A 25,592-nucleotide genomic window follows, 5' to 3' on the forward strand; every position below is an offset into this window, starting at 1 on the left:
CCGAGAGCGGGACGGTCGGTCTCGATACGGCCGCGAGCGGCCTACTCGACCAGCGGAGTCTCTCCAAGCGGGCGTCCGGTTACGCTGTGCGAGGATATGCGGGTCCGTTTCGGACGCGTTTCCCACCACTTTGAGGAGTCCCCTCCGCATGTGCGGCATCGTCGGAATCGTCTCGACCGAACCCGTCAATCAGCAGATCTACGACAGCCTGGGGCTCCTGCAGCACCGCGGCCAGGACTCGACGGGCATCGCGACCGCCGAGGGCCCGACCTTCCACATGGCGAAGGCGCGCGGCCAGGTGCGCGAGGCGTTCCGCACCCGCGACATGCGCTCGCTGCTCGGCAACATGGGCCTCGGCCACGTGCGCTACACGACCAAGGGCGCCGCGGAGCGCGAGGAGGAGGCGCAGCCCTTCTACGTGAACGCCCCGTACGGCATCATCCTCGTGCACAACGGCAACCTCACGAACACGCGCGAGCTCAGCGAAGACCTCTTCCGCATCGACCGTCGCCACTCGAACTCGACGAGCGACACCGAGATGCTGCTCAACGTGCTCGCGACCGAGCTGACCGGGCAGATCCAGGGCTTCTCCCTCGACGCCGACCAGGTCTTCCGCGCCGTCGAGCAGGTGCACGAGCGCGTCGAGGGCTCGTACGCCGTCATCGCGATGATCGCCGGCTACGGACTGCTCGCCTTCCGCGACCCCTTCGGCATCCGCCCCCTCATCCTCGGCCGCCGCGACGGCGCGAACGGCAAAGACGAGTGGATCGTCGCGAGCGAATCGCTCGTGCTCGAGAACGGCGACTACGAGATCGTGCGCGACGTCGAGCCCGGCGAGGCGATCTTCATCTCCGTCGACGGCACGATGGCCTCGAAGCAGTGCGCCCGGAACCCGCGCCTCATCCCGTGCTCGTTCGAGTACGTCTACCTCGCCCGGCCCGACTCGGTCATGAACGGCATCTCGGTCTACGACGCGCGCCTGCGCATGGGCGACCGCCTCGCGAAGACCATCGCGACCCACATGCCGCTCGGCGACATCGACGTGGTCATGCCGATCCCCGACTCCTCGCGCCCCGCGGCGATGCAGGTCTCGCAGCAGCTCGGCATCCCCTACCGCGAGGGGTTCTACAAGAATCGCTACGTCGGCCGCACGTTCATCATGCCGGGGCAGGCGCAGCGCAAGCGCTCGGTGCGCCAGAAGCTCAACGCGATGTCGAGCGAGTTCGCCGGAAAGAACATCCTCATCGTCGACGACTCGATCGTGCGCGGCACGACCTCCAAGGAGATCGTGCAGATGGCCCGCGACGCCGGCGCCAACAAGGTGACGTTCACCTCGGCGGCCCCGCCCGTGCGCTTCCCGCACGTGTACGGCATCAACATGCCGAGCCGCCACGAGCTCATCGCCCACGGCCGCAAGATCCCCGAGATCGCAGCCGAGCTCGGCGCCGACCACATGATCTACCAGGAGGTCGCCGACCTCCAGGCCGCGATCACCGAGGGCACGGGCATCACCGAGCTCGACCTCTCGTGCTTCACGGGCGACTACGTCACCGGCACCGTCACCGAGGAGTACCTCGAGTGGGTGGAGCGCACGCAGCTCTCCTGAGCCCGGATGCGCGAACGGCCCCGCCTCGGCGGGGCCGTTCGTCGTCCGGTCGGTCTCGGCCGGACCGGGCGATGCGGCTCGTCAGTCGACGCGACGACCGGTCTCGTGCACGGCCGGGAGGCTCCGGGCGCGCTTGGTCGCCGCACGGTCGAGCAGGATGGCGGCGAGGCCGCCGGCCGCGCCGGCGATCGCCACGCACGCGAGCAGCAGGAAGCCGAAGACCTGGCCCTGGCTGTACTCGTCGTTCTCGGGGAACGAGAAGGTGAGCACGAGGGCGAGGATGACGCCGACCGCGGCGCCGAGCGCGAGGAAGCGCCCGTAGCGGGGCGCGTGCCGCACGACCACCGTGTCGGATTCCTCGGACTCCACGAGCTCGGGTTCGGGCATCGGCGCCGGCTCGTTCGCCGGCAGCGACTCGGCCTCCGGCCAGGGGGCGGTGGCGGGCTCGGCGGGCGTCTGCTCGGATTCGGCGGGGGTGCTGCTCACGCCGGTATTCTCCCCCATCCGCCTGGGAGCGGGCGCCGCCCGAGGCGCTCGTCCCGCCTGCCGGCGGGGCCGGGTTCGGGTGCGGGACGGAACGGGCGCGGCCCGGAGCATCCGTGGATGCCCCGGGCCGCGCCCGCGCGTTCGCGAAGCGTCAGGCGTGACGGCCGCGGCGACGACGCGCCAGGAACCACGTGATGAGTGCGATGAGGAGGATCGCGACGATCACGACCGTCCAGATCACCCACGCCGGGATGGTCGACGAGACGGGCTCGACGTCCGCCGCGGCGCTGTCGTCGCCGCCCGCCGCGGCCTCGACCTCGGCGGCCGGCTCCTCGTCGGCCGCGACCGCGAGGTCGCAGTCCGCCGGGAGCGGGATGACGAAGTCGACCGGGTCGAGCGCCTCGCCTGCGGCGTACGTGCCGAAGGCGGCGGCGCCGTCCTCGGTGAGCACGGCCGGCACGGCGGTGCCGACGAGCGACCCGTCGTCGTCGGCGAGCGCGCCCTCGAGGTCGAGCTCGGCGAAGCGGACGTCCTCGGCGGTCACCGCGGAGCCGTCCTGCGTCGTGCCGTGCACGTCGAGGATGAGCGTGCCCGTGCCGTCGCCGTTGAGCTCGAGCTGCGGGTTCGCGATGGTCGTGTCGAGCGCGCCGTCATGGCCGGTGAACTCGATCGACGCACCTTCGAAGGCGACGAGACCGCGCTGCGTCACGGCATCCAGGTTGCCCGTGCCGCCCGTGAAGGAGAACACGCTCCCCTCCTCGGTGACGTTCACGAGGGCCCAGTCGCCGTTCGCGATGCCGCTCGTCAGGTACGACGTGAACGACTCCTTGAAGCCCCAGTCCAGGCTCGCGCCCTCGACGACGCAGCCCTCGACGGCCTCGATCTCGAAGACGAGCCCCTTCGTGGTCGAGCCCTGGAAGGTCAGCGTGTGCTGACCCGCCTCGAGGCCCGCGGGAAGCTTGCCTGTCCAGGTGACGACGCCCGCGGCGTCGGCGACGAGGTCGTCGGCGAGCACGATCGGCGTCGAGTAGACGACGACCTTCACGTCGGTCTCGTTCGGCTCGAAGCCGTCGACCGAGATCGTCACTTCCTCGCCGCCGACGAGCGCGGCGAGCGTCTCGTCGTCGACCCGGATGCCCGTGGTGGCCGGCGGCGTCGCAGGCACCGTGGCGCTCGCGGCAACGGCGGGCGTCGCGGCCGGCGCGGCCGCAACCGTGCCGGTGGAGCCCGCGGGCGCGGCACCGGCGGAGCCGATGACGACGGTCAGCGGATCGAGTGCGCGACCGGCGGCGTAGAAGCCGTCGAACGCCGCGGCGCCCTCCCCGTTCAGGGTCACCGGTGCGTTCGCGAACGTCGTCGCGCCCTTCGCGGTGGACTTCGATGCGGCGGCGAGGTTGACCGTCGCGAGGTTCACGCGGGAGCCGTTGACCGTCACCTGGAGGGTGCCCACCGTCGGCGAGTCGACGCGCAGCGTCGGGTTCGCGAACGTCAGGTCGAGCACGCCCGAGTGGCCCGTGAATCGCACCGAGCCGAAGTAGTCGGCGCTGCCCGTCGAGCCGGTGAAGGTGCTCGCGCTCTGGCCGAACTGGAAGACGCCGCCCGACTGGGTCGCGCCGCCGGACACCGACACCGCGCCCTGCGCGATGCTGCCGGTGACGTAGGAGCGGAAGGACGCGGAGACGCCCCACGTGAGCGAACCGCTCGGGATGACCGTCGCCGGCGGCACGACCGGGGTCGTGGTCGGCGGGGTCGTGGTCGGCGGGGTCGTCGGCGGCGTGGTGGTGCCCGACTTGATCGTGATCGGCGCGAAGGCGTCGAGGCTACGATCGGTGATCGAGAGGCCGTGGGCCGCCGAGGTGGCGACCTGATAGGTCTTGCTCGGGTCGAACGAGCCGGCCTTGACCGTCATCGTCGTGATGAAGGTGCCGTCGACGATGCGCGAGGGCAGCACGAAGGCGCTCGCGAGCCACCCCTCCTGCGGGAGCGCCCCCTCGCCGTGCCAGACCGACTGCTCGCCGATCAGCACGTAGGCGCCGTTCACGGCGCCGGGGCCGACGTAGCCGGAACCCGTGATGGTGAAGGTCGTGTCCTTCGAGGCATCCACGTCGGTCGCCGGGGTGACGGAGACCGTCGGCTTCGGCGCCGGCTCCGGCTCCGCGAACGAGATCAGCGTCTCGGTCTCGAACGGCGCGTACACCGCACCCGAACCCGAGTACGTGTAGACGCCGTACCGGCCGCCCTCCAGCCCCGCAACCGCCGACACCGGCAGCTCGACCGAGAAGGAACCGTCCGCGTCGATCGCGACGCCCACCGCACCGGCCACCGCGACATCCGCCTCGGCCAGCGCCCACCGCTGGGCCAGCACCTTGCGCGCCGACGACGGAGCACCCGCGCTCGGCTTCCAGTTCTCGAGGAACGAACCGAACACGACGTACGCACCGCCGAACTTGCCCGCCAGCGGCGGCCGCGTGCCGCTCGTCGCCGGAGCCTCCGGCACGAAGCCCGTGCCCGTCACCGTCACCGTGTCGCCGGCCGGGTCCAGCCCGACCGTCTTCGACACCGTGACCGTCGGCACCGGCTTCGGGTCGGCGAACGAGATCAGCGTCTCGGTCTCGAACGGCGCGTACACCGCACCCGAACCCGAGTACGTGTAGACGCCGTACCGGCCGCCCTCCAGCCCCGCAACCGCCGACACCGGCAGCTCGACCGAGAAGGAACCGTCCGCGTCGATCGCGACGCCCACCGCACCGGCCACCGCGACATCCGCCTCGGTCAACGCCCATCGCTGGGCCAGCACCTTGCGCGCCGACGACGGAGCACCCGCGCTCGGCTTCCAGTTCTCGAGGAACGAACCGAACACGACGTACGCACCGCCGAACTTGCCCGCCAGCGGCGGCCGCGTGCCGCTCGTCGCCGGAGCCTCCGGCACGAAGCCAGCACCCGTCACCGTCACCGTGTCACCGGCCGGGTCCAGCCCGACCGTCTTCGACACCGTGACCGTCGGCACCGGCTTCACCGGCGCGAAGGTCACGGTCGCCTTGGCATCCTGGGTGCGGTCGTTCATCGCGGTGTGGTTCGCGATCGTGTAGACGGCCGTCGTCTCGCCCTTCGGGGCGACCGCCAGTTCCGTCGTGAACGAACCGTCCGCCTCGAGCTTCACCATCGTGGGCGAGGCCGGGTTCGGGGTGATCATCTTCGCCCCGGCCGTGCAGCCGGTGTTGATGAAGCCGAAGCTCACCTGGTCGAGCGGCACGTCCGTGCACGTCGTGAGGTACATCGCCTGCGCGGGGTTGTACCCCGTGCCGGTCACCGTGATCGTCTCGCCGGCCGGGTCGAGGTCGCTCGACTTGGACAGCACGAGCGTCGGCACCGGCTTCGGCGCCGTGTAGGGCAGCGCGGTCTTCGTGTCCTGGCTGCGATCGGAGAACCCGAGGCCGTGGGCCTTGGACGTGAAGACGGCGTACTGACCGCTCGCCCCGGCGGGCGCCGGCAGCGTGACGGAGAACGACCCGTCCGTGTTCATCGGCGCGGTCGCGGGCGACGCGGCGTTGCCGACGTTGACCCAGACCGTCGCGCTCTGGCTGACGCCCGAGGTGTAGAAGGTCGCCGCGGACGCGGCACCGATGCCGACGTAGACGCCGGGCGCGGTGGTCGAGAAGCCGGTGCCGATCACCGTCACGGCGCCGCCCTCGGCCGGCGCCTCCGTCACGGTGACGGTCGGGACCGGCTCGGGCTCGGGCTCGGGCTCGGGCTCGGGTGCGTAGACGATCGGGGTCTTGACGTTCTGCGAAACGTCACCGATGCCCTGGCCATGCGCCTTCGATGCGAAGACGGCGAGCTCGCCCCCGACGGCGGCGACCGGGAAGGTCAGTTCGAAGCTGCCGTCGGCGTTCATCGGCGCCTGCGTCGCCGTGGAGGCGTTGCCGACGTTCACCCAGACCGAGGCGTCCGCGGTGATGCCCGCCGAGTAGAAGCCAGCGGCCGCGGCGTCGCCGATGCCGACGTAGACGCCGACGGAGGCGGTCGAGAAGCCGGTGCCGGTCACCGTGACCGTGCCGCCCTCGCGGGGCGCTTCGGTGACGGTGATCGCCGGTCCCTCGGCGGCCGTCGCCGGCAGTGCGGCGAGCGAGGCGCCGGTGAGGGCGAGCAGAGCGGCGAGGGTGCCGGCGAGCCAGCGCCGTGCGCGGCCTGGTCTCGTCTCGGGCATTGACGGTGTCTTCACGACGCGGTCCTTCTGCGGGCGCGCGGCAACCGGCACCGGAATGCAGCCGGGTGCCTGCGCGGATCGGGCGGATTGGGAGAAATGCCTCAGGTTAGGCTTGGCTAAGCTAAACGACATTCCCCCCGAAACGCAAGCCGTAGGTAAGGCTAACCTCATCACGATGTCTTCGAGATTCCGACGTTCCGTCCTGTCCATCGCGGCGATCGCCGCCGCCGCCGCGCTCGCCGGCTGCGCGGCCGCAGTGCCCACCGGCACGGGGGTCCGGGCCGATGCGGCCGTGTCGCGCGAGGCGGAGTGCGCCGGCTCGCAGACGCCGTTCGCCGAGCTCGCGTTCGCCGCCGACCCGAAGGCCTTCGAGGGCCCGTCGACGGCGTGCCTCGAGGACACGAGCCTGCCCGTCGTCGACTCCGACGAGTCGCCGGCTCTGCCCGCGACGGTCATCGACGTCGACGGCCACGAGGTCGAGATCGCCTCGATCGAACGCATCCTCCCGCTCGACATCACGGGCTCGATCGCCGCGACCGTCTTCAGCCTCGGGCTCGGCGAGCACGTCGTCGGCCGCGACTCCTCGACCGGCTTCCCCGAGGCGGCCGACCTCCCCGAGGTCACCCAGGGCGGCCACTCGCTCTCGGCCGAGACGATCCTGAGCCTCGATCCGACCGTCGTCATCACCGACACGACGCTCGGTCCCCGCGACGTGCTCGAACAGCTCCGCGACGCGGGCATCCCGCTCGTGATCGTCACGAAGGAGCGCTCGGTCGAGCTCATCGACGACCTCGTCGTGCAGGTCGCAGACGCGCTCGGGGTCCCCGGGCGCGGAGCCCAGCTCGTCGCGGAGACCCAGAATCGGCTGGACGCCGTCTCGGCCGCGATCGACGACGCGATCCCCGCCGACGCCGCCGACCGGCCGAGGATGCTCTTCCTCTACGTCCGCGGCACCGCGAACGTCTACTACCTCTTCGGCGAGGAGTCCGGCGCGGATTCCCTGATCGACGCGGTCGGCGGCGTCGACGTCGCCGAGGAGATCGGTTGGACGGGCATGAAGCCCATCACCGCCGAAGCGCTCGTGCAGGCCGCCCCCGACCTCGTGCTCGTCATGACCCACGGGCTCGAGTCCACCGGCGGCGTCGACGGCCTGCTCGACCGCGTGCCCGCCCTCGCGGCGACGCCGGCCGGCGAGCACCGCCGCATCGTCGACATGGCCGACAGCGAGGTGCTGAGCTTCGGCCCGCGCGCGCCCGAGATCATCGAGGCGCTCGCTCGCGCGATCTACGCCCCCGCCGACTCCGGTCCGCTCCAGTGAGCGCGCAGGACGCCGCGCCCCGCACCGACGAGCGGCCGGTCGGCGAGTCGGCGGATGCTCCGCCCGCTGCGAGCGCCGTCGGCGAAGTCGCCCCCGCGGCGAGTCGCGACCCCGACCGCCCGTCGACTGCGGACCCCGCGGCGCCGACCAGCCGCGGCACGGCCGCGCGCCGCGTCATCCTCTTCACCGGGCTCGCCCTCGCCCTCGTCGCCGTCGCGGTCGTCGCCGCGATGAGCGGCCAACTGCACCTGCCGGCGGGCGAGGTCTGGAACTCGATCCTCCGCGCGCTCGGCCTCACCGACGTGCCCGAGTCGGTGCCAAACGCCGACGCCGCGCTCTGGACCATCCGCTTCCCGCGCATCGTCATGGCGATCCTCATCGGCGCCGCCCTCGCCGTCGCCGGCACGATCATGCAGGCCGTCTTCTCCAACCCGCTCGCCGAGCCGGGCGTCGTCGGCGTCTCGTCGGGCGCCGCGCTCGGCGCCGCCGCCGCGATCGTCTTCGGCTGGACCGCCGCGGGCGACTGGGTCACGGCCGCGATCGCGTTCGGCACCGGCATCCTGACGACCTTCGCCGTCTACTTCGCGAGCCGCTCCGGCGGGCGCACCGAGGTCGTGACCCTCGTGCTCACGGGCATCGCGGTGAACGCGTTCGCGTCCGGCGGCCTGGCCCTGCTCACGTTCCTCGGCGACAACCAGAGCCGCGAGGAGATCGTGTTCTGGCAGCTCGGCTCCCTCAACGGCGCGCGCTGGGAGGAGGTTCAGGTGATGCTCCCGGTGATCGCCGCGGCGCTCGTCGCCGGCTTCGCGCTCGCCCGGCGCCTCGACCTGTTCTCCCTCGGCGAGCGCGGCGCCCGCCACCTCGGCGTGAACGTCGAGCGCACGCGCGTGATCTCGATCGTCGTCGTCGCCGTGCTCACCGGCGCGGCCGTCGCGTTCGCCGGCATCATCGGCTTCGTCGGCCTGATCGTGCCGCACCTCATGCGGATGGTCATCGGGCCCTCGCACCGCGGCCTCATCGCCGCCTCCGCACTCGGCGGCGCGCTGCTGCTGCTGACCGCCGACCTCGTCGCCCGCACCGCCGTGCCGATGGCGGACCTGCCCATCGGCATGCTCACGAGCCTCGTGGGCGGACCGTTCTTCTTCTGGTTGCTCCGGCGCCAGCGTCGCAAGTCGGGAGGGTGGGGATGAGCCCGATCAGGATGCCTCGCGGCGACGCCGCGCCCGCGGCGACGGTCGCCCCCGGACCGGGCGGCGTCGCCGCAGCGCTCGAAGCCGTCGGCGCGCGGGTCGTCGTCGAGGGCGCCGTGCTGCTCGACGGCGTCGACTTCACCGCCCACCCGGGGCGGGTGCACTCCCTCATCGGTCCGAACGGCGCCGGCAAGTCGACGCTGCTCGGGGTGCTCGCCGGCGACCGCGCGGCGACGGCGGGCGAGGTCCGGCTGGGCGGACGGCCCCTCGCGGACATCCACCTGCGCGACCTCGCGCGCGAACGCGCGGTGCTCACCCAGGAGCACGCCGTGACCTTCCCGTTCCCGGCCCGCGAGATCGTCGAGATGGGCCGCCACCCGTGGGCGAAGACGCCCGCAGAAGACGACGACGAGCGGATGATCGCCGAGGCGATGCGGCTGACCGACGTCGCCCACCTCGCCGAGCGCACCCTGCCGAGCCTCTCGGGCGGCGAACGGGCGCGCGTCGCCCTCGCGCGGGTGCTCGCGCAGGCGACGCCGATCCTGCTGCTCGACGAGCCGACCGCCGCCCTCGACCTCAAGCATCAGGAGGACGTGCTGCGGCTCGCGCGGGAGCGCGCGACGGCGGGCGCCACCGTCGTGGTCGTGCTGCACGACCTGGGCCTCGCCGCGGCCTACTCCGACGACGTGACCCTCATCGCGCACGGCGCCGTCGTCGCGACGGGCGCGCCGTCCGATGTGCTGACCGCCGAGCGCATCGAGGCCGTCTACGGGCAGCCGGTCGAGGTGCTCCCGCACCCGCGCACGGGGGTGCCGCTCATCCTGCCGATCCGCTGAGACCCCGCCGAGGGCTGCGCACAGCCGGGATTTCACCGCCCCGGGCGTCAGCGCACCATGCGGATCTCGGCGAGGTCCTCGATCTCGGGGTCGATGACGCGTTCGCCGTCGGGTTCGAAGCCGTGCTTGCGGTAGAAGGCGATGGCGCGCACGTTCCGCTCGGCGACCCACAGCGAGGCCGGGCGGCCGTCGAGCGCCGCGTCGAGCAGCGCGGCGCCGAGACCGGTGCCGTAGGTCTCGGGCAGCGTGTAGAGCAGTCCGAGCTCGGTGTCGCGCACGGGATGCTCGTCGCCGCACGGCCGAGCGACCGCGAAGCCGACGACCCGGCCGTCGAGCTCCGCGACCGGCACGTGGTGGCCGCGCTCGATCGCACCGCGCCAGATCGCAGCGGTGTCGGGCAGGTCCGCGAGGAACGCGGCCGAGAGCATCCCCGCGTACGCGACCCGCCACGACGCGATGCGCACGTCGCTGATCGCCTCGGCATCGGCGGGGACGGCGGCGCGGACGGTGAACGCGGGGACCGGTGCATCGGGCATGGGGGCGACGGTATCGGCCCGCGCGCGGCTCACGCCAGCAGGACGATCCGCGGGCACGAGAGCAGCGCGCCTCTGCCCAGTGCCACGCCGGCGCTCAGCGGACGCGGTCGATGAGCGGGACGAGGCCGGTGAGGTCGGCGCGGGTGCCGGAGGCGCGGATGCGGCCGTCGGCGCGGGCATCCGCCCAGCCCTCGTCGCCCACGGCGAGCGCGAGCCAGGTCGCTGGGTCGGTCTCGACGACGTTCGGGGGAGTGCCACGCGTGTGCCGCGGGCCCTCGACGCACTGCACGGCGCCGAACGGCGGCACCCGCACCTCGACGCTGTTGCCGGGCGCCTGCTCGGCGAGCAGTTGGAGGGTGTACCGCACGGCGAGGGCGAGGGTGTCTCGATCCACCGCGGTGCCGGAGCCGGCCGTGCCGTCCGCCGTCGCCCACGCGCGCACGGCGTCGCGCCCCTCGACATCCGCGATTCGTGCTCTGGCCATTCCCCCATCCTCCCAGCCGCGAGCGGACGCCGGGTGCGGCGCGGGGTGCCTCGCGGGTCCGCACCCGGGGTCCGCTCTCGACGGCGATCGCCGCCCGACGGCGCGTGGCCCCGCGAGCGGGCCGGGGTAGCCTTGCCGGGTGAAGATCCTCGTCGTCGGGTCCGGTGCCAGAGAGCACGCCATCGTCCTCGCCCTCCTCGCCGAGGATGCGGGACACGAGATCGTCGCCGCCCCCGGCAACGCGGGTATCGCGGCATCCGCCCCGGCGCCCGGCGCCGCGAACGTGCCCGGCACCGTCGAACTGCTCGCGCTCGACGCGAACGACCCCCGCATCGTCGCGGACGCGGCCGTCGATGAGGACGTCGACCTCGTCGTGATCGGCCCGGAGGCGCCGCTCGTCGCGGGCGTCGCCGACGAGGTGCGCCGCCGGGGCATCCCGGTGTTCGGCCCCGACCAGGCGGCCGCGGCCCTCGAGGGCTCGAAGACCTTCGCCAAGCGCATCATGGAGGCCGCGGGCGTGCCGACCGGCGGCGCCGTGCAGGCCGCCGACCTCGCCGCCGTCGAGGCCGCGCTCGACGAGTTCGGCGCCCCCTACGTCGTCAAGGCCGACGGCCTCGCCGCGGGCAAGGGCGTCATCGTGACGGAGGACCGCGAAGCAGCCCTGGCGCACGCCGCCCACTACCTGCCCTTCGGCCCCGTGCTCGTCGAGGAGTTCCTCGACGGCCCCGAGGTCTCCCTCTTCCTGCTCAGCGACGGCGAGCACGTGCTGCCGCTCTCCCCCGCGCAGGACTTCAAGCGACTGCTCGACGGCGACGCCGGCCCGAACACGGGCGGCATGGGCGCGTACTCCCCGCTGCCGTGGCTCGACGAGCGCTTCGGCAGCGAGGCATCCTTCGTCGACGAGGTCGTCACGACGATCGCGCTGCCGACCGTGACGCAGCTCCGCGACGAGGGCACGCCGTTCGTCGGCCTGCTCTACGCGGGCCTCGTGCTCACGTCGAAGGGCATCCGCGTCATCGAGTTCAACGCCCGCTTCGGCGACCCCGAGACGCAGTCGGTGCTGCCGCGGCTCGCGACGCCCTTGTCGGAGCTGCTCTTCGCGGCGGCGACGGGCGACCTCGCCGGCCGCGCCAAGCCGGAGTTCCGCAGCGAGGCGGCCGTGACGGTCGTGCTCGCGAGCGAGGGCTACCCCGACGCGCCGCTCACGGGCCGCGTGCTCGAGGGCGTCGAGGCGGCGCACGCGACGCCGGGGGTGCACGTCGCGCACGCCGCGACGGCCCGCGCCGAAGACGGACGCCTGCTCGCCACGGGCGGCCGCGTGCTCGGCGTCGTCGCGCTCGGCGAGGACCTCGCGGATGCACGGGACCGCGCGTACGCGGCGCTGTCGGGCATCTCGCTCGAGGGCGGCCAGTACCGCACCGACATCGCGCTCGCCGCCGCGGGCCGCTGAACGCAAGGGTGATGAGGATGACCGACGAGACCGAACTCTCCGCCGCCGGCTGGACCCACGTCGCGAGCGGCAAGGTGCGCGACCTCTACGTGCCGACGTCGACGCTCGACGACGACGACACCTGGACGGGCGACCCGCTGCGCACCTCCCCGATCGTGCTCGTCGTCGCGAGCGACCGCGTGAGCGCGTTCGACTGCGTGCTCGAGCCCGCGATCCCCGGCAAGGGCGCCCTGCTGACGGCGCTCACCCGTTGGTGGTTCGACCGCCTCCCCGACGTGCCGAACCACCTCGCCGAGCCGCTCGACGATCGCTGGCAGTCGTTCCTGCCCGAGATCCCGGCGTCCGTCGCCGACCGGGCCATGCTCGCCCGCACCCTCGACATGTTCCCGATCGAGTGCGTCGTGCGCGGCTACCTCACCGGCTCCGGCTGGAAGGAGTACGTCGCCACCGGCGCGATCGGCGGGCTCGTGCTGCCCGAGGGCCTGAGCGACGGCGATCGCCTGCCCGAGCCGATCTTCACCCCGGCCTGGAAGGCACCGCAGGGCGAGCACGACGAGAACATCTCCTACGAGCGCATGGAGGAGATCGTCGGCGAGGTCGTCGCGGCGCAGCTGCGCGAGCTCTCGCTGCACGTCTTCGCCGAGGCTTCGGCGATCGCCGAGGAGCGCGGCGTCATCCTCGCCGACACGAAGTTCGAGTTCGGCGCCGACCGCGAGACCGGCATCGTCACGCTCGGCGACGAGGTGCTGACGAGCGACTCGAGCCGCTACTGGGATGCCGAGGCCTACGTGGGCGCGCCCTCGAAGGAGCTGCGGCTCGCGAGCTTCGACAAGCAGATCGTGCGCAACTGGCTCTCGGCGAACTGGGACCAGCACGAGTCGGAGGAGCCGCCGGTGCTGCCCGCCGAGATCGTGGCGAAGACCGCCGATCGCTACCGCGCACTGCTGGACCGGCTGCAGGGCTGACCCGCCGGTCGAGTAGCGCGCGTATCGAGACCCGTCGGTCGAGCGAAGCGTATCGAGACCCGCCGGTCGAGTAGCGAAGCGTATCGAGACCCTGCTGGACGCTCGCCCGCTCCGGCAGGTCAGCGCACCAGGTCTCGATACGCTCCTTCGTCGCTACTCGACCGACGGGAGGCGAGCCGTCGGTCGAGTAGCGAAGCGTATCGAGACCCGTCGGTCGAGTAGCGAAGCGTATCGAGACCCCGCAAGATGCCCTCCCCGCTCCGGCAGGTCGGCGCACAAGGTCTCGATACGCTCCTTCGTCGCTACTCGACCAACGAAAACCGACCGACGGATCGGGAATGTTCTCAGGTGCGTCGCGTTGAATACTTGTACCTGCAAGTGATTGGATGCTCCGCATGACCGCCGCGAACCCCGACCTCCTCGCCGCCGACACCGGCATGGGCGCCGTGACCCTGAAGGTCGGCGACCTCGACCGGATGATCGCGTACTACCGCGACGCCGTGACGCTCGAGCTGCTGTCGCTGCACGACGGTATCGCCGTGCTCGGCCGCGGCACGACGCCGATCATGATCCTCGAGCACGCTCCCGAGCTGAAGCACGCCTCCCCGAAGGACGCCGGGCTGTACCACACGGCCATCCTCTTCGACTCGAAGGCGGCGCTCGCGGCCGCGATCTACAACGTCGCCGTGCGTCATCCCGGTTCCTTCACGGGCTCCGCCGACCATCTGGTGTCCGAGGCGTTCTACTTCGACGACCCCGAGGGCAACGGCGTCGAGCTCTACTGGGACCGCGACCGCTCGACCTGGAGCTGGGTGCACGGGCAGATCGAGATGAACTCCCTCTTCCTCGACCCCAACGCCTTCCTCCGCGAGCACCTCAGCGAAGCGGGGGCCGCCCCCGACGCGAAGCTCGGCGACGCCGTCGTCGGCCACGTGCACCTCTCCGTCGGCAACATCCCCGCCGCCAAGCAGTTCTACGTCGAGCAGCTCGGTTTCGAGCAGACCACGATGTTCGGCTCGCAGGCGCTCTTCGTGAGCGCAGGCGGCTACCACCACCACATGGCGATGAACACGTGGAACAGCGCGGGCGCCGGCAAGCGTCGCCCCGTGCTCGGCCTCGGCAAGGTCGAGATCGTCGTCCCGAGCGCCGACGACCTCGGCGCCCTCGGCGAACGGATGCGCCACTTCGGCGTGCAGACCGCCGACGACGGACGCACCCTCGCCTTCGAGGACCCGTGGGCCAACGTCATCCAGGTCGAGGGCCCGTCGGTCGAGTAGCGGAGCGAATCGAAACCCCGCCACCAGGTCTCGATACGCTCCTCCGTCGCTACTCGACCAGCGGGAACGTCTCGATACGCTCCGTCGGTCGAGTAGCGAAGCGTATCGAAACCCCGTCACCAAGTCTCGATACGCTCCTTCGTCGCTACTCGACCAGCGGGAACGTCTCGATACGCTTCGTCGGTCGAGTAGCGAAGCGTATCGAGACCCCGTCACCGGGTCTCGATACGCTCCTTCGTCGCTACTCGACCAGCGGGAACGGCCTAGTCGAGGCGGCGATCGTCCGCGTGGCGTGCGAGGCTGCGCGCGTAGCGCTCGGTGAGCTGCACCATGAGGTCGGGGGTGTCCCGGTCGACGCCGAAGACGTAGCCCGGGAAGTCGAGCTCGCGCTGCGCCTCCCAGATCGCCTCGTGCTCGTGCGGGGGCAGGATGCGCGTCGGATCGCCGACCGCGACCCACCCGATCGGCACGACGGATCCGGGCTCGAGCTTCGTGCGCAGGTGCACGATCGCGTTGATGCGCACCTCGCTGCGATCCCCGATCACGGCGCCGTTGAAGATGCGCACGCCGGTCGCGAGGAACACCTCCTCGCCGATCGTCGCCCCCGACACGCTCGCCATCGGTCCGACGAGCGAATGGTCGCCGATGTGCACCGAGTTCACCGACGTCGCCCGGATGAGGGCGTTCTCCATGACGACGACGTGCTCGCCGATGACGATCGGGCCGCCCTCGGCGGAGATCACGGCGCCGTGCAGCACCTGCGCATCGGCGCCGATCGTGACGTCGCCCGAGATCACCGCGGTGGGCGCGACCACGGCGTCGGGGTGGATGCGGGGCTCGGCCCCGAGATGCTCGAACCGCATGGGCAGAGCGTAGCCACGGCGCGGCGTCGCCGTGCCGAACCCGCACCGCGGCCTAGGGTGAGCCGCGTGCTGGATGCCCGACTCGCCTACGCCCGACGCGCCGACCGCGCCGACGGGCTCGCGCACTTCCGCACCCGGTTCGTCGGCGCCGACACCGACCTCGTCTATTTCGACGGCAACTCGCTCGGGCGCCCGCCGATCGCCGCGGTCGAGGGCGTCGAGCGGTTCCTGCGCGAGCAGTGGGGCGGCCGGCTCATCCGCGGCTGGGACGAGTCCTGGCTGCGGCTGCCGCTCGAGCTCGGCGACCGCATCGGGGCGTCCGTCATCGGCGCGAAGCCCGGTCAGACCGTCGTGGGCGACTCGACGACCGTGCTGCTCTACAAGCTCATGCGGGCCGCGGTCGACGGCCAGCGCCGCCGCGACCCGAACCGCGTCGAGATCGTCATCGGCGACGACGACTTCCCCACCGACCGCTACCTCGTCGAGGGCATCGCGGCCGAGCGCGGGGCGCGCGTGCGCTGGGTGCCGGTCGATCGTTCCCGCGGGCTCACGCCCGAACTGCTCGCCGCGGCCGTCGGTCCGCGCACGGCGCTCGTCGTGGCATCCCACGTGTCCTACCGCTCGGCCTACCTCGCCGACGCCGCACTGCTCTCGCGCATCGCGCACGACGCGGGTGCCCTCGTGCTCTGGGATCTCTGCCACTCGGCCGGCTCGGTGCCGATCGAGGCGGATGCCTGGGGCTTCGATCTCGCGGCGGGCTGCACGTACAAGTACTTGAACGGCGGCCCGGGCTCCCCCGCCTTCGCGTATGTGCGCGACGACCTCCAGCCGCTGCTGCGCCAGCCGATCCAGGGCTGGTTCGGCTCCGCCGACCAGTTCGCGATGGGGCCCGGCTACCGCCCCGAACCCGACATCCGCCGATTCCAGTCGGGCACCCCGCCGATCGTCGGGATGCTCGCGATGGTCTCGACGCTCGAGATGATCGAGGATGCCGGGATGGCCGCGGTCCGTGAGAAGTCGGTGGCCCTGACCGAGTTCGCCATCGACCTCGCCGAAGAACTGCTCGCCCCGCTCGGCGTGACCCTCGGATCGCCGCCTGACCCCGCCGAGCGCGGCGGCCACGTGCTGCTGCACCACGACGCGATGCGCGAGGTCAACGCCCGCCTCTGGGAGCGCGACGTCATCGGCGACTACCGCGACCCCGGCGGCCTCCGGATCGGCCTCGCCCCCCTCTCGACGAGCTTCGAGGAGGTGCACCGCGGGCTCACTGCCGTGCAGACCGTGCTGCGCGAGGTCCTCGCCGAGCGCGCCGGGCTCGGGTGAACCCGGTCCCGTCGGCGCGTCATCCGTTCGCGCGGGCGCAGGTCGCGACATCCGCGCTCTGGCCCGTCAGCCCGTCGAGCACGGGCGGACCGGTCTCTGTCGGCGGCACGGTCGCCCCCGGATCGGCCGTGGCGGGACCCTCGGTCGCCGGCTCGACGGTCGGGTCGGTCGGCGATTCGGTCGCCTCCGCCTCGACGCCGTAGCCGAGCGAGCCGTCGGCGAGCGTGAAGGTCTCGTCCGCGACGATCGCGGCGACGAGCTCGTCCGCGAGCTCGGTGTTCGGCACGACCTTGCCCGGTGCGTCGACGCTGTCGAGCACCGGGTACTGCACGAAGACGATCCGTTCCAGCGGCACCTCGCGCAGGGTGAGGGCGAGCGAGGCCATGGTGATGGGATCCGCGAGCGAGGTCGAGACCTCCACGTGATCGGCCGCCGTCCGCGCGAGGGCGAACAGGGTCGCGGGGTCGGAGAAGGTGTCGTCGGCCTGCAGTTTGCGCACGAGCGAGGACAGGTACGCCTGCTGGTTCGAGATGCGCGCGAGGTCGCTGCCGTCGCCGACGCCGTGGCGGGTGCGGAGGTACGCGAGCGCGTCGGCGCCCTCGATGGTCGAGATCCCTGCCGGCAGCTCCAAGCCGGAGTACGGGTCGGAGATCGCCTCGTCGACGCACACCTCGACCCCGCCGACGGCGTCGCTGAGCGCGATGACCCCGAGGAACGAGATCGACGCCGCGTAGTCCATCTGCACGCCCGTGAGCTCGCCGATCGTCGCGGCGACGCACGCGAGCCCGCCCCGGCCGTAGGCGGTGTTGAGCGGCTGCGCCGACATCGCCGGGTACACCGTGCCGTCGTCGGGGTCGGTGCACTCGGGATGCGGGATGACGAGGTCGCGCGGGAAGCTCACCGCGACGGCGTCCTCGTGGTCGTCGGCGACGTGCAGCCAGATGTTCACGTCGTTGAGGGTGGCATCGCGCTCGCCGAAGGCGTCGCCCTGCTCCGCGTCGTTGTCGGTGCCGACGAGCAGCAGGTCGAAGCCGCCGTCGATGCTGCCGATGCCGGCGAGCTCGGGCAGTTCGCCCGCGTCGCCGCCGAGGTCGACGGCGTCCTCCTGCACCGAGCGCACGGTGTCCCAGATCACGAATCCGACCGTCGCGGCGAGGGCGACCAGGAGGATCGCCGTCACCGACGCGATCCACTTGAGCGCCGGACGCCACATCCCCTGTCCGGTGAGACGGCCGTGGCGCACCGGGCCGGCCTCGTCGACGGCGCCCTCGGGCTCGAGGAGCCCGTCGACGTCCACGTCGACCTCGTCTCGGGGTTCGGATTCGTCCATCAGTCGGCTCCAGCTCGGCGCAGCGGCTGCGAGCAACCGACCGCCGCCCGGCGGGATCCCGGCGGCGCGCCCGGCTCGAACCTACCCCGGAACCCTGAGGGTCCCTCGGCTGGAGACCCGGTGCGGCGGCCTGCTCCGTTCACTGCGCCGCGATGGCGGCATCCACGGCGGCGAGCAGATCGCCCGCGTGGAAGGGATGCTCGGCGGGCTCGATCCGGTCGAGGAACTCGGCGTAGACGGCAGCGAGCAGCCAGTGCTGGAGCGCCGCCGAGAGCGCGAGGGCGCGATCCGGGTCCGAGCCGGGACAGTCGGCACGCCAGCGGCGGGTGAAGTCGGCGGCGAGGACCGCGCGCTCGGCGCCGGGCAGGCCGACGCCGAGGACGTGCAGATCGAACGAGGGCAGCCCGAGCGCCGCGTCGCCCCAATCGATGATCGTGAGCGGCCCGCCCCGGGCGGCGCGCGTGTTGCCGGCGTGCAGGTCGCCGTGGACGAGCGTGTCGGGCAGTCCCGTCGCGCCCAGCTCGGCCGCGAGCACGTCGAAGCCGTCGAGGAACCGGTCGAGTCCGTCGCGCCGCTCCCGGTCGAGTCGGCGCCCGACCGCGAGGAGGCGATCGGGCAGCGTTTTCGCCGTGCGGTCGGGCACGCCGAGCGAGCGCCACTCCGCCGCCCGATCGAGCCCGGCGACGTGGATGCCGTGGGCGGCGGCCGCGATCCGCCTCCGGACGCTCAGCGGGGCATCGTGACCGTCGCTGCCGGGGACGTGGGCGAGGAGCATCCGGCCGTCGGCCTCGGCGAGCACCTCCGGGAGCGCGCCGTCACCGGGATGCGCCGAGTCGGTCGGCGACCCGGCGAACCGCGACTCCGGGGGCATCCCCCGGCGCAGCTCGGCGAGCCGGCGGATGACCCGGGGCTCGTGCGCGAAGAACCACGGCACCTCCTTGAGCCAGACCGGGCCATCGACCGTGTCGAGTCGATGGAGGCTCGAGAGATTCCAGGTGCGCAGTTGCGTCGCGCCGGTGGCGCGTCGTCCCGCCGCGGCGAGGGCGTCGTGCGCCCAGGCGAGGGACGCCGCCGGTCCGCCGGGCCGCGCGTACGGCGCGCGGCGGGGTTCCGGGGCATCGTCGGCGAACGCGGGCGCGAGCTCGAGTCCCGCGGGCAGGCCGCCGACGACCTCGGCGAGGTAGCGCACCCGGCCGCCGCTCGGCCCGTCGCTCACGGCATCCAGAAAACGCAGCACCTGCACCTCGACGCCGTCGCGCCGCCGGACGAACTCCACCGCCTCGCCGATGTCCGGCCACCACGGCGTCGAGAGCCCGATCTCCGGCAGTGCACCGAGCACGGCGCCCGATCGCTCCACGAGCACGAGCACGGCCGTGCGCACGGGGACGATCGGGCGCTGGGTCATCGGGACTCGACCGACGCCGGGGTGGGCGTCTCGGGCGAGGAGGCATCCGCGGGACGCTCGCCCCACGCGACCGTGACCTTGGGCTTGGCGAAGCACGCCACGACGACGAGCCCGACGGCGAAGGCGGCCGCCGGCAGCCAGAGCGCCTGGCTCATCGCGGTCGAGAAGCCCTCGGCGAGCTGCGGCGGGAGCGCTCCGCCGCCGCCGGCCTGCTCCGCGGAGCCCGCCGTGAAGCCGGGGAGGTTCGCGCTGAGTCGGGCATCCAGGAGCGCCGCCATGGCGGCCGAGCCGAGCACGCCGCCGATCTGGCGGGTCATGTTGTAGACGCCCGAACCGGCGCCCGCCTGCTGCGGCGGGAGGTTGCGCGTCGCCGTCGAGGCGAGCGGCGCCCACACGCCCGACTGGCCGAGGCCGAGGATCGCCGACGGGATCAGCAGCACCCAGAGCGGGCGATCGGGGGTGAGCAGCACGGCGTAGAGCACGAGGGAGACGACCACGAGCGCGAAACCGGGGATCGCGAGCCACTTCGGGTCGATGCGGTCGTTGAGCCGGCCGACGAGCGGCGCCATCACGAGCGCGGCGATCGCCATCGGCGCCAGCATGAGCGCGGACTGCGTCGGCTCGAGGCCGCGCGCCACCTGGAAGTAGAACGTCAGCGGCAGGGCGAAGCCCGTGATCGCGAGGCCCACGAGGGTGATGCCGGCGTTGGCGAGCGAGAAGTTGCGATCGCGGAACAGGGCGAGCGGCAGCAGCGGCTCGGAGCGGTTGAACCGCTGCCAGACGACGAACCCGGCGAGCACGAGGACGCCGCCCGCGATGAGGGCGATGATCCAGCCGTTCCAGTCGTAGGTGCCGCCCTCCTGGATGCCGAAGATGAGCAGGAACATGCCGACCGCGGAGAGCGCGACGCCGAACCAGTCGAAGCGGTGCGGGTGCGTGGGCAGATCGGGCACGAGTCGCCAGGCGAGCAGGAAGCCGACGATGCCGACGGGCACGTTGACGAAGAAGATCCACTGCCAGCCGGCCGCGTCGACGAGCACGCCGCCGAGGATCGGGCCGACGAGGAGGGCGACGCCCGAGGTCGCGCCCCAGATCGCCATCGCCCCGCCGCGCTGGGTCGGCGGGAAGATGCGGGTGATGACCGCCATCGTCTGCGGGGTCATGAGCGCGGCGCCGAGGCCCTGCACGACGCGCGCCGCGATGAGCATCTCGATCGTGCCCGCGAAGCCGCACCACAGGGACGACAGCGTGAACACGGCGAGGCCGATCAGGTAGAGCCGCTTCGGGCCGAACCGGTCGCCGAGGCGCCCGGTGATGAGCAGCGGCACCGCGTAGGCGAGCAGGTACGCGCTCGTCACCCACAGCACGCTCGTGAGGTCGGTCTGGAAGTCGGCGAGGATCGCGGGGTTGGCGATCGACACGATCGTCGAGTCGACGAGGATCATGAAGAAGCCGAAGACGAGCGCCCAGAGGGCGGGCCACGGCTTGGTCTCGTGCTGCATGCGGGGTGTTCCGTTCGGAGAGTGGGATCGGGTCGGCGCCGGGTCGGCGCAGCCCGATCGGGGTCACGGTGCCTCGCCGGGCGAGGGCTGGGGGCGGGCGGGGCGGGCGGCGGGCCAGTCGAGGCGTCCGTCCCGGAGTTCGGCGATCGTCGCGTCGAGCCACTCGAGCTCGGCGCGGCGCATCGCCACGAGGTAGGGCAGGTCGAGGAGGTACGGGCGCGGGACGCCCTTGGCCGCGGTCAGCTCGATGACGCCCGAGAAGAGTTCGAGCTGGGCTTCGAGTTCGTCGCGGCGCTGCTCGAGCAGCACGACCGCGTCGCCCGGCGGGAGGTGGCTGATCTCGCTGATCGCGAGCACGAACTCGGGGTACTCGTCGGCGACGCGCCCCAGCATCCGCGCGACCGCGCGGCGCAGGGCCTCGCGCCCGTCGTCGGTGATCGCGTAGACGGTGCGCTCGGGGCGGTTGCCCGCGCGCTCGACGCCCGCGGCGGCGATGAGGCCGTCGGCCTCGAGGCGTTCGACGGTGCGGTAGAGGGTGCCGGCGCTGACCTTGACGACGCGGTCCTCGCGGCGGTGGAGCATCGTCTGGAACATCTCGTACGGATGCTGGTCGCGCTCGACGAGGAGGCCGAGCGCGGCGACACCGAGCGGCGCGAGCGGTTTCATCGCGATCGTTCCTTCCTCCTGCGGCGGCGTCCGGCGGCCCGCCGATCGGGCTCCGGAGCACTCCACCTCGACTATTCCGCGTGGAATATTACGCTCGGAGCTTCGAGATGACAAGTCCGACGACGTCGAGTCGCCCTTCCTGATCGCTGCTCAGGGCGCGGGAGCGGCGGAACCGGCGAGTCGGTGGACTGGGATTCGGTCCCGCAGGGGCGGCGGAGCGTGCGGCGGCCGCGCGTGAGGGATGCTCCGCGCAGCCGGGTAGACTCGTGGCATCCCACCCTCGACCCGGACAGGAGTCCCACGGTGCCCACCATCGTCGTCGACGTGATGCCGAAGCCCGAACTGCTCGACCCCCAGGGCAAGGCCGTCGCCGGCGCCCTCTCCCGCACCGGTCACGGCGAGATCGCCGGGGTCCGCCAGGGCAAGCGCTTCGAACTCACCGTCGAAGGCCCCGTCACCGACGAGGTCAAGGCCGAGATCACCAAGATCGCCGAGGAGATCCTCTCCAACTCGGTCATCGAGGACGTCGTCAACATCGACTTCGGCGACGAGTCCTGAGGGGCGAGGCGATCATGCGCATCGGCGTCATCACCTTCCCCGGCTCGCTCGACGACCGCGACGCCCAGCGCGCGGTCCGCATCGCCGGCGCCGAGCCCGTCGCCCTCTGGCACGGCTCGCACGACCTCGAGGGCGTCGACGCCCTCATCCTCCCGGGCGGTTTCTCGTACGGCGACTACCTGCGCTGCGGCGCGATCGCCTCGCTGTCGCCGATCATGACCGAGGTCGTCGACGCGGCGAACGCCGGGATGCCCGTGCTCGGCATCTGCAACGGCTTCCAGATGCTCGTCGAGGCGCACCTGCTCGAGGGCGGCCTGATCCGCAACGACCACGGCTCCTTCATCTGCCGCGACCAGGTGCTGCGCGTCGAGAACGCGTCGACCGCCTGGACGGGCGACTTCGCCGCCGGCCAGGAGATCACCATCCCGCTGAAGAACGGCGAGGGCGGGTTCATCGCTTCGGAGGAGACCCTCGACCGCCTCGAGGGAGAGGGCCGCGTCGCCTTCCGCTACGTCGACGTCAACCCGAACGGCTCGCTCCGCGACATCGCCGGCATCACGAACGACCGCGGCAACGTCGTCGGCCTCATGCCGCACCCCGAGCACGCCGTCGAGGCCGGCTTCGGCCCCGACACCGCCGCGGCCATGCGCTCCGGCGTCGACGGCCTCGGCTTCTTCACGTCGGTGATCCGCTCGGCGCTCGTCGAGGCGTAAGACCCGCTCGACTTCTCCGCTGGTCGAGGACCCGCTGGTCGAGTAGCGACGAAGGAGCGTATCGAGCCCCTCCGCGAGTCCGGGTCTCGATACGGCGCTGGCGCGCCTACTCGACCGACGGGGCCTACAGCGGGTCCGGGTCTCGATACGGCGCTGGCGCGCCTACTCGGCCGACGGGGGCCCGCCGGCCGGCGAGGAGCCGTCGGCGCGCTCGGCCTCCTCCTCCTCGAGCCGCACGATCGGGATCGCCTGCGTGAACTGCGCCGCCCGCTGCTCGGCCTCGGGGCTGCCGCTGAACAGCCCGTCGTGGCGGTGCTCCTCGGGTTCGGCGGGCGGGACGGTCGCCGCAGCGCCGTTCTCTCCGGCGCTGCGCTTCGACGGGGCCTTCCGCTGCTCGACGAGCACGTGCTGGGCGGGCTCGGCGGCCTCGTGCTCGCGCTGCACCCAGTCGACGAGTTCCTCGCGCACGAAGCAGCGCAGGTCGAAGAGCGTCGGGGAGTCGATCGCGGTGACGAGCACGCGCACTCGCACGAAGCCGCCGACGGCGTCCGTGACCTGCAGCACCTTGGCCCGCCCGTCCCAGAGGTCGGTGCGCTCCAGGATGCGATCGAGCTCGTCGCGCATGCGCCGCGCCGACACCCGCCAGTCGAGGTCGAGCTCGACGGAACCGAGCAGTTCGCTGCCCGTGCGAGTCCAGTTCTGGAACGGTTTCGTCGTGAAGTACGTGCACGGCAGCACGAGCCGGCGCTCGTCCCAGATGCCGACGACGACGTAGTTGAGCGTGATCTCCTCGATCCGCCCCCACTCCCCCTCGACGACGACGACGTCGTCGACGCGGATCGCGTCCGAGAAGGCGAGCTGGATGCCCGCGAACAGGTTGGCGAGCGTCGACTGCGCCGCGAGGCCCGCGACGATCGAGACGATGCCCGCGGAGGCGAGCAGCGACGCTCCCAGCGCGCGCGCCTCGTCGAACGTGAAGAGGATGACGCCCGCCGCGAGGAACACCATGACGACGACGACGAGCCGCCGCAGCACGGCGAGCTGCGTGCGCGCACGGCGCGCGCGGCGATTGTCGGCGACGTCGATGGGGTAGCGCGCGATGGCGAGGTCGGTCGCGAAGAGGATCGCCTGGCACAGGAGCCACGCGGTCGACGCGATCAGAACGATGAGGAACGTGTGATCGACTGCGCCGCGCGCGTGGTAGTCGGGGTACCTCGTCGAGATGACGACCCAGAGGCCGATGACGACGAGCAGCGTGCGGAACGGCCAGCGCAGTCGCACGATGAGCCGGTTCGCCCACTCCCGTTTGCGGGCGATGGCACGCAGGATGAGCGCGGCCAGGCCCGAGATCGCGAAGACGACGAGTGCGAGCGCGAGGAGCGCGAGGCCGAAGAAGAGCCAGTCCTGCCAGGTCTCGTTCATCGCCTCAGCCTGGCCCGCCAGGGCGGACCACCGCAACGACGGGGCGGGGTGAGCAGTGCGCCGAACCGGGTCAGGGCGCGGGAGCCGGCGTCGGCTCGTGCACGCAGCCCGGCGGCTCGGAATTGCCCGAGATCGAGAAATCCTCGCAGGTGAGGAAGTGCTCCTGATTGGCCCCGAGCGCGTAGGAGCCGACCGTCGTCACGACGAGCGCGAGGATCGCGACGAGGCGCCGACCCCGACCGAGCTGCGAGCCGAACTCCGGCCAGACGAGGCGCGCGAGCGTCCAGATCGTGAACGGGATGCCGAGCAGCGCCACCGTGAGGGCGAGGATCTCGCCGAGGAGCACGCCGAAATTCTCGTCGTCGTCGGCCGGCACGAAGGTCAGGACCAGCCAGAGCGTGGGGATCAGCAGCAGCGCCACCTGCAGCGCGCGGCGCGGGTAGGGCCGCGGCTGCAGCAGCACGACGAACACCATCACCGTCGAGGCGACCCAGACCGTCAGCAACTGGTCGAAGAAGAGGTCGCCCCACGCGCCGAGGGTGAAGGCGGGCCACCACATCGCGATGGCGATGCCGAACAGGAGCACACCGCCGACGGGCGGACGGCGCGACCGCGGCGCCTTCGCACGCGGATCGACGATGTCGTCCGGTCCGACCGGCGGTGCTGACGGCAGTGCGACGTGCCCGCCCACGACGGCGTCATCGGGCTCAGCACCCTCATCCGCTGCGGCGCCGTCCTCCGGCGCGGGTCCCCCGATCCCTGCCACGGCGTCACCGTAGCATCGCCGCGGGCGGACCCGTCGGCGCGCGCAGGCCGGTGCGGCCTCAGAACTTGAGCAGGCTGAAGACCTCGTAGCGGTCCTCGAGCAGCGCGCGGCCGCCGAGGTCTTCGAGTTCGGCGACGACGGAGATGCCCGCGACCTCCCAGCCGGCGCGCTCGACGAGTCGGGCCGCCGCTGCGACCGTGCCGCCGGTGGCGAGCACGTCGTCGACGATGAGCACCTTCGCGCCGGGCTCGAGCTCCCCCTCGTGCACCTCGATCGCGGCGGTGCCGTACTCGAGGGCGTACTCCTCGCGGATGGTCGTACGCGGCAGCTTGCCCGCCTTGCGGATCGCGAGGATGCCCGCACCGGTCAGCGCGGAACCGGCCCCGGAGAGGAAGAACCCGCGGGCTTCGATGCCGCCGATGTGGTCGAACCGCCCCGCGAAGGGCTCGGTGATGCCGAGGGTCGCCGCGCGCAGCGCAAGCGGGTCGGCGAAGACCGGCGTGAGGTCGCGGAAGAGGACGCCGGGCTCCGGGAAGTCCGGGATGTCGAGGATGAGCCGGGCGACGGCCGCGGCGTGGTCGTCGGTCGCGGGCTGAGGCGCTGCGGGCTCGGTCATCCGACCATTGTCCCATCCCGCACCCGGGCCGCTGCTCGGTTCTCGCCCAGGCCGACCGGCCACGATGGAGGCA

22 protein-coding genes are annotated in these 25,592 nt (G+C 72.3%); 10 read left to right on the forward strand and 12 right to left on the reverse strand.

All coding sequences use genetic code 11. The features are described from left to right. The first annotated feature begins 148 nt into the window (after positions 1-148). The gene (gene purF, locus GB864_RS01735) at positions 149-1,606 is read left to right on the forward strand and encodes an amidophosphoribosyltransferase (RefSeq protein ID WP_160422611.1); all 1,458 of its coding nucleotides are present in this window, start codon (positions 149-151) and stop codon (positions 1,604-1,606) included. An 81-nt stretch (positions 1,607-1,687) separates the two neighbouring features. Here the strand turns inward: purF and GB864_RS01740 are convergent, their stop codons facing one another. Further along, positions 1,688-2,092, reverse strand: a complete 405-nt coding sequence (locus tag GB864_RS01740; RefSeq protein WP_236778815.1) for a hypothetical protein — start codon at positions 2,090-2,092, stop codon at positions 1,688-1,690. A gap of 151 nt (positions 2,093-2,243) precedes the next feature. Further along, the gene (locus GB864_RS18880) at positions 2,244-6,314 is read right to left on the reverse strand and encodes an HtaA domain-containing protein (RefSeq protein ID WP_160422613.1); all 4,071 of its coding nucleotides are present in this window, start codon (positions 6,312-6,314) and stop codon (positions 2,244-2,246) included. 160 nt (positions 6,315-6,474) lie between these two features. Between GB864_RS18880 and GB864_RS01750 the strand changes: the two genes are divergently transcribed. From GB864_RS01750 to GB864_RS01760, 3 genes are all read left to right on the forward strand, one after another. Beyond that, positions 6,475-7,617, forward strand: coding sequence for a heme/hemin ABC transporter substrate-binding protein (locus GB864_RS01750; protein ID WP_160422615.1), 1,143 nt, complete (start codon positions 6,475-6,477; stop codon positions 7,615-7,617). 176 nt (positions 7,618-7,793) lie between these two features. Next, positions 7,794-8,807 (forward strand): FecCD family ABC transporter permease, encoded by a 1,014-nt coding sequence (locus GB864_RS01755; RefSeq protein WP_336603837.1) that lies wholly within the window; start codon positions 7,794-7,796, stop codon positions 8,805-8,807. After that, positions 8,804-9,643, forward strand: coding sequence for a heme ABC transporter ATP-binding protein (locus tag GB864_RS01760; protein WP_160422619.1), 840 nt, complete (start codon positions 8,804-8,806; stop codon positions 9,641-9,643). The genes GB864_RS01755 and GB864_RS01760 overlap by 4 nt, the downstream gene beginning before the upstream one ends. Positions 9,644-9,690: 47 nt before the next feature. On the opposite strand, the gene GB864_RS01765 is transcribed toward GB864_RS01760, so the two are convergent. Both GB864_RS01765 and GB864_RS01770 read right to left on the reverse strand, forming a co-directional pair. Beyond that, positions 9,691-10,179: a GNAT family N-acetyltransferase gene (locus GB864_RS01765; protein WP_160422621.1), complete on the reverse strand. Its 489-nt coding sequence runs from the start codon at positions 10,177-10,179 to the stop codon at positions 9,691-9,693. A gap of 94 nt (positions 10,180-10,273) precedes the next feature. Next, a complete protein-coding gene (locus GB864_RS01770; RefSeq protein WP_160422623.1) occupies positions 10,274-10,663 on the reverse strand; it encodes a sterol carrier family protein in 390 nt (129 codons plus the stop codon). A 139-nt stretch (positions 10,664-10,802) separates the two neighbouring features. On the opposite strand from GB864_RS01770, the gene purD reads away from it, so the two are divergent. The 3 genes from purD to GB864_RS01785 all read left to right on the forward strand — a co-directional run bounded on the left by purD (position 10,803) and on the right by GB864_RS01785 (position 14,355). Then, positions 10,803-12,113, forward strand: coding sequence for a phosphoribosylamine--glycine ligase (gene purD, locus GB864_RS01775; protein WP_160422625.1), 1,311 nt, complete (start codon positions 10,803-10,805; stop codon positions 12,111-12,113). Positions 12,114-12,130: 17 nt separating this feature from the next. Further along, positions 12,131-13,078, forward strand: a complete 948-nt coding sequence (locus tag GB864_RS01780; protein ID WP_160422627.1) for a phosphoribosylaminoimidazolesuccinocarboxamide synthase — start codon at positions 12,131-12,133, stop codon at positions 13,076-13,078. A 395-nt stretch (positions 13,079-13,473) separates the two neighbouring features. Further along, positions 13,474-14,355, forward strand: a complete 882-nt coding sequence (locus GB864_RS01785; protein ID WP_160422629.1) for a VOC family protein — start codon at positions 13,474-13,476, stop codon at positions 14,353-14,355. Between the two features lie 263 nt (positions 14,356-14,618). Here GB864_RS01785 and GB864_RS01790 read toward each other — a convergent pair whose 3' ends face one another. Further along, entirely contained in the window at positions 14,619-15,218 is a 600-nt protein-coding gene (locus GB864_RS01790) for a gamma carbonic anhydrase family protein (RefSeq protein WP_160422631.1), read from the reverse strand. Between the two features lie 69 nt (positions 15,219-15,287). On the opposite strand from GB864_RS01790, the gene GB864_RS01795 reads away from it, so the two are divergent. Further along, positions 15,288-16,541, forward strand: coding sequence for a kynureninase (locus GB864_RS01795; protein WP_236778823.1), 1,254 nt, complete (start codon positions 15,288-15,290; stop codon positions 16,539-16,541). A gap of 19 nt (positions 16,542-16,560) precedes the next feature. Here GB864_RS01795 and GB864_RS01800 read toward each other — a convergent pair whose 3' ends face one another. The 4 genes from GB864_RS01800 to GB864_RS01815 all read right to left on the reverse strand — a co-directional run bounded on the left by GB864_RS01800 (position 16,561) and on the right by GB864_RS01815 (position 21,444). Beyond that, the gene (locus tag GB864_RS01800; RefSeq protein WP_160422635.1) at positions 16,561-17,871 is read right to left on the reverse strand and encodes an LCP family protein; all 1,311 of its coding nucleotides are present in this window, start codon (positions 17,869-17,871) and stop codon (positions 16,561-16,563) included. A gap of 139 nt (positions 17,872-18,010) precedes the next feature. Then, positions 18,011-19,276: an aminoglycoside phosphotransferase family protein gene (locus GB864_RS01805; RefSeq protein ID WP_160422637.1), complete on the reverse strand. Its 1,266-nt coding sequence runs from the start codon at positions 19,274-19,276 to the stop codon at positions 18,011-18,013. Beyond that, positions 19,273-20,778 carry a DHA2 family efflux MFS transporter permease subunit gene (locus tag GB864_RS01810; protein WP_160422639.1) on the reverse strand — a complete coding sequence of 502 codons (1,506 nt, stop codon included), beginning with the start codon at positions 20,776-20,778 and terminating at the stop codon, positions 19,273-19,275. Before GB864_RS01810 ends, GB864_RS01805 begins: the two co-directional genes overlap by 4 nt. Before the next feature lie 63 nt (positions 20,779-20,841). Further along, the gene (locus GB864_RS01815) at positions 20,842-21,444 is read right to left on the reverse strand and encodes a PadR family transcriptional regulator (protein WP_160422641.1); all 603 of its coding nucleotides are present in this window, start codon (positions 21,442-21,444) and stop codon (positions 20,842-20,844) included. Between the two features lie 303 nt (positions 21,445-21,747). On the opposite strand from GB864_RS01815, the gene purS reads away from it, so the two are divergent. After that, a complete protein-coding gene (gene purS / locus GB864_RS01820; protein WP_336603834.1) occupies positions 21,748-22,002 on the forward strand; it encodes a phosphoribosylformylglycinamidine synthase subunit PurS in 255 nt (84 codons plus the stop codon). Between the two features lie 14 nt (positions 22,003-22,016). Further along, positions 22,017-22,715, forward strand: a complete 699-nt coding sequence (gene purQ, locus GB864_RS01825; protein ID WP_160422643.1) for a phosphoribosylformylglycinamidine synthase subunit PurQ — start codon at positions 22,017-22,019, stop codon at positions 22,713-22,715. 162 nt (positions 22,716-22,877) lie between these two features. Here the strand turns inward: purQ and GB864_RS01830 are convergent, their stop codons facing one another. The 3 genes from GB864_RS01830 to GB864_RS01840 all read right to left on the reverse strand — a co-directional run bounded on the left by GB864_RS01830 (position 22,878) and on the right by GB864_RS01840 (position 25,519). Continuing rightward, positions 22,878-24,137 carry a mechanosensitive ion channel family protein gene (locus GB864_RS01830; protein ID WP_160422645.1) on the reverse strand — a complete coding sequence of 420 codons (1,260 nt, stop codon included), beginning with the start codon at positions 24,135-24,137 and terminating at the stop codon, positions 22,878-22,880. A gap of 70 nt (positions 24,138-24,207) precedes the next feature. Next, positions 24,208-24,903, reverse strand: coding sequence for a hypothetical protein (locus GB864_RS01835; RefSeq protein WP_336603835.1), 696 nt, complete (start codon positions 24,901-24,903; stop codon positions 24,208-24,210). Positions 24,904-24,961: 58 nt separating this feature from the next. Beyond that, positions 24,962-25,519, reverse strand: a complete 558-nt coding sequence (locus GB864_RS01840) for an adenine phosphoribosyltransferase (RefSeq protein WP_160422647.1) — start codon at positions 25,517-25,519, stop codon at positions 24,962-24,964. Positions 25,520-25,592: the final 73 nt, after the last annotated feature.

Origin of the sequence: Agromyces seonyuensis (genome assembly GCF_009789225.1) — a bacterium.
Taxonomy (GTDB): domain Bacteria; phylum Actinomycetota; class Actinomycetes; order Actinomycetales; family Microbacteriaceae; genus Agromyces; species Agromyces seonyuensis.

Excerpts from the sequence above, each read along its gene's own strand:
- GB864_RS01780 (WP_160422627.1), top strand. The coding sequence starts at position 12,131 with ATGACCGACGAGACCGAACTCTCCGCCGCCGGCTGGACCCACGTCGCG.
- GB864_RS01815 (WP_160422641.1), bottom strand. The coding sequence starts at position 21,444 with ATGAAACCGCTCGCGCCGCTCGGTGTCGCCGCGCTCGGCCTCCTCGTC.
- GB864_RS01765 (WP_160422621.1), bottom strand. The coding sequence starts at position 10,179 with ATGCCCGATGCACCGGTCCCCGCGTTCACCGTCCGCGCCGCCGTCCCC.
- GB864_RS01810 (WP_160422639.1), bottom strand. The coding sequence starts at position 20,778 with ATGCAGCACGAGACCAAGCCGTGGCCCGCCCTCTGGGCGCTCGTCTTC.
- purQ (WP_160422643.1), top strand. The coding sequence starts at position 22,017 with ATGCGCATCGGCGTCATCACCTTCCCCGGCTCGCTCGACGACCGCGAC.
- GB864_RS01760 (WP_160422619.1), top strand. The coding sequence starts at position 8,804 with ATGAGCCCGATCAGGATGCCTCGCGGCGACGCCGCGCCCGCGGCGACG.
- GB864_RS01840 (WP_160422647.1), bottom strand. The coding sequence starts at position 25,519 with ATGACCGAGCCCGCAGCGCCTCAGCCCGCGACCGACGACCACGCCGCG.
- GB864_RS01800 (WP_160422635.1), bottom strand. The coding sequence starts at position 17,871 with ATGGACGAATCCGAACCCCGAGACGAGGTCGACGTGGACGTCGACGGG.
- GB864_RS01770 (WP_160422623.1), bottom strand. The coding sequence starts at position 10,663 with ATGGCCAGAGCACGAATCGCGGATGTCGAGGGGCGCGACGCCGTGCGC.
- GB864_RS01790 (WP_160422631.1), bottom strand. The coding sequence starts at position 15,218 with ATGCGGTTCGAGCATCTCGGGGCCGAGCCCCGCATCCACCCCGACGCC.
- GB864_RS01750 (WP_160422615.1), top strand. The coding sequence starts at position 6,475 with ATGTCTTCGAGATTCCGACGTTCCGTCCTGTCCATCGCGGCGATCGCC.
- GB864_RS01805 (WP_160422637.1), bottom strand. The coding sequence starts at position 19,276 with ATGACCCAGCGCCCGATCGTCCCCGTGCGCACGGCCGTGCTCGTGCTC.
- GB864_RS01785 (WP_160422629.1), top strand. The coding sequence starts at position 13,474 with ATGACCGCCGCGAACCCCGACCTCCTCGCCGCCGACACCGGCATGGGC.
- GB864_RS01830 (WP_160422645.1), bottom strand. The coding sequence starts at position 24,137 with ATGAACGAGACCTGGCAGGACTGGCTCTTCTTCGGCCTCGCGCTCCTC.
- purF (WP_160422611.1), top strand. The coding sequence starts at position 149 with ATGTGCGGCATCGTCGGAATCGTCTCGACCGAACCCGTCAATCAGCAG.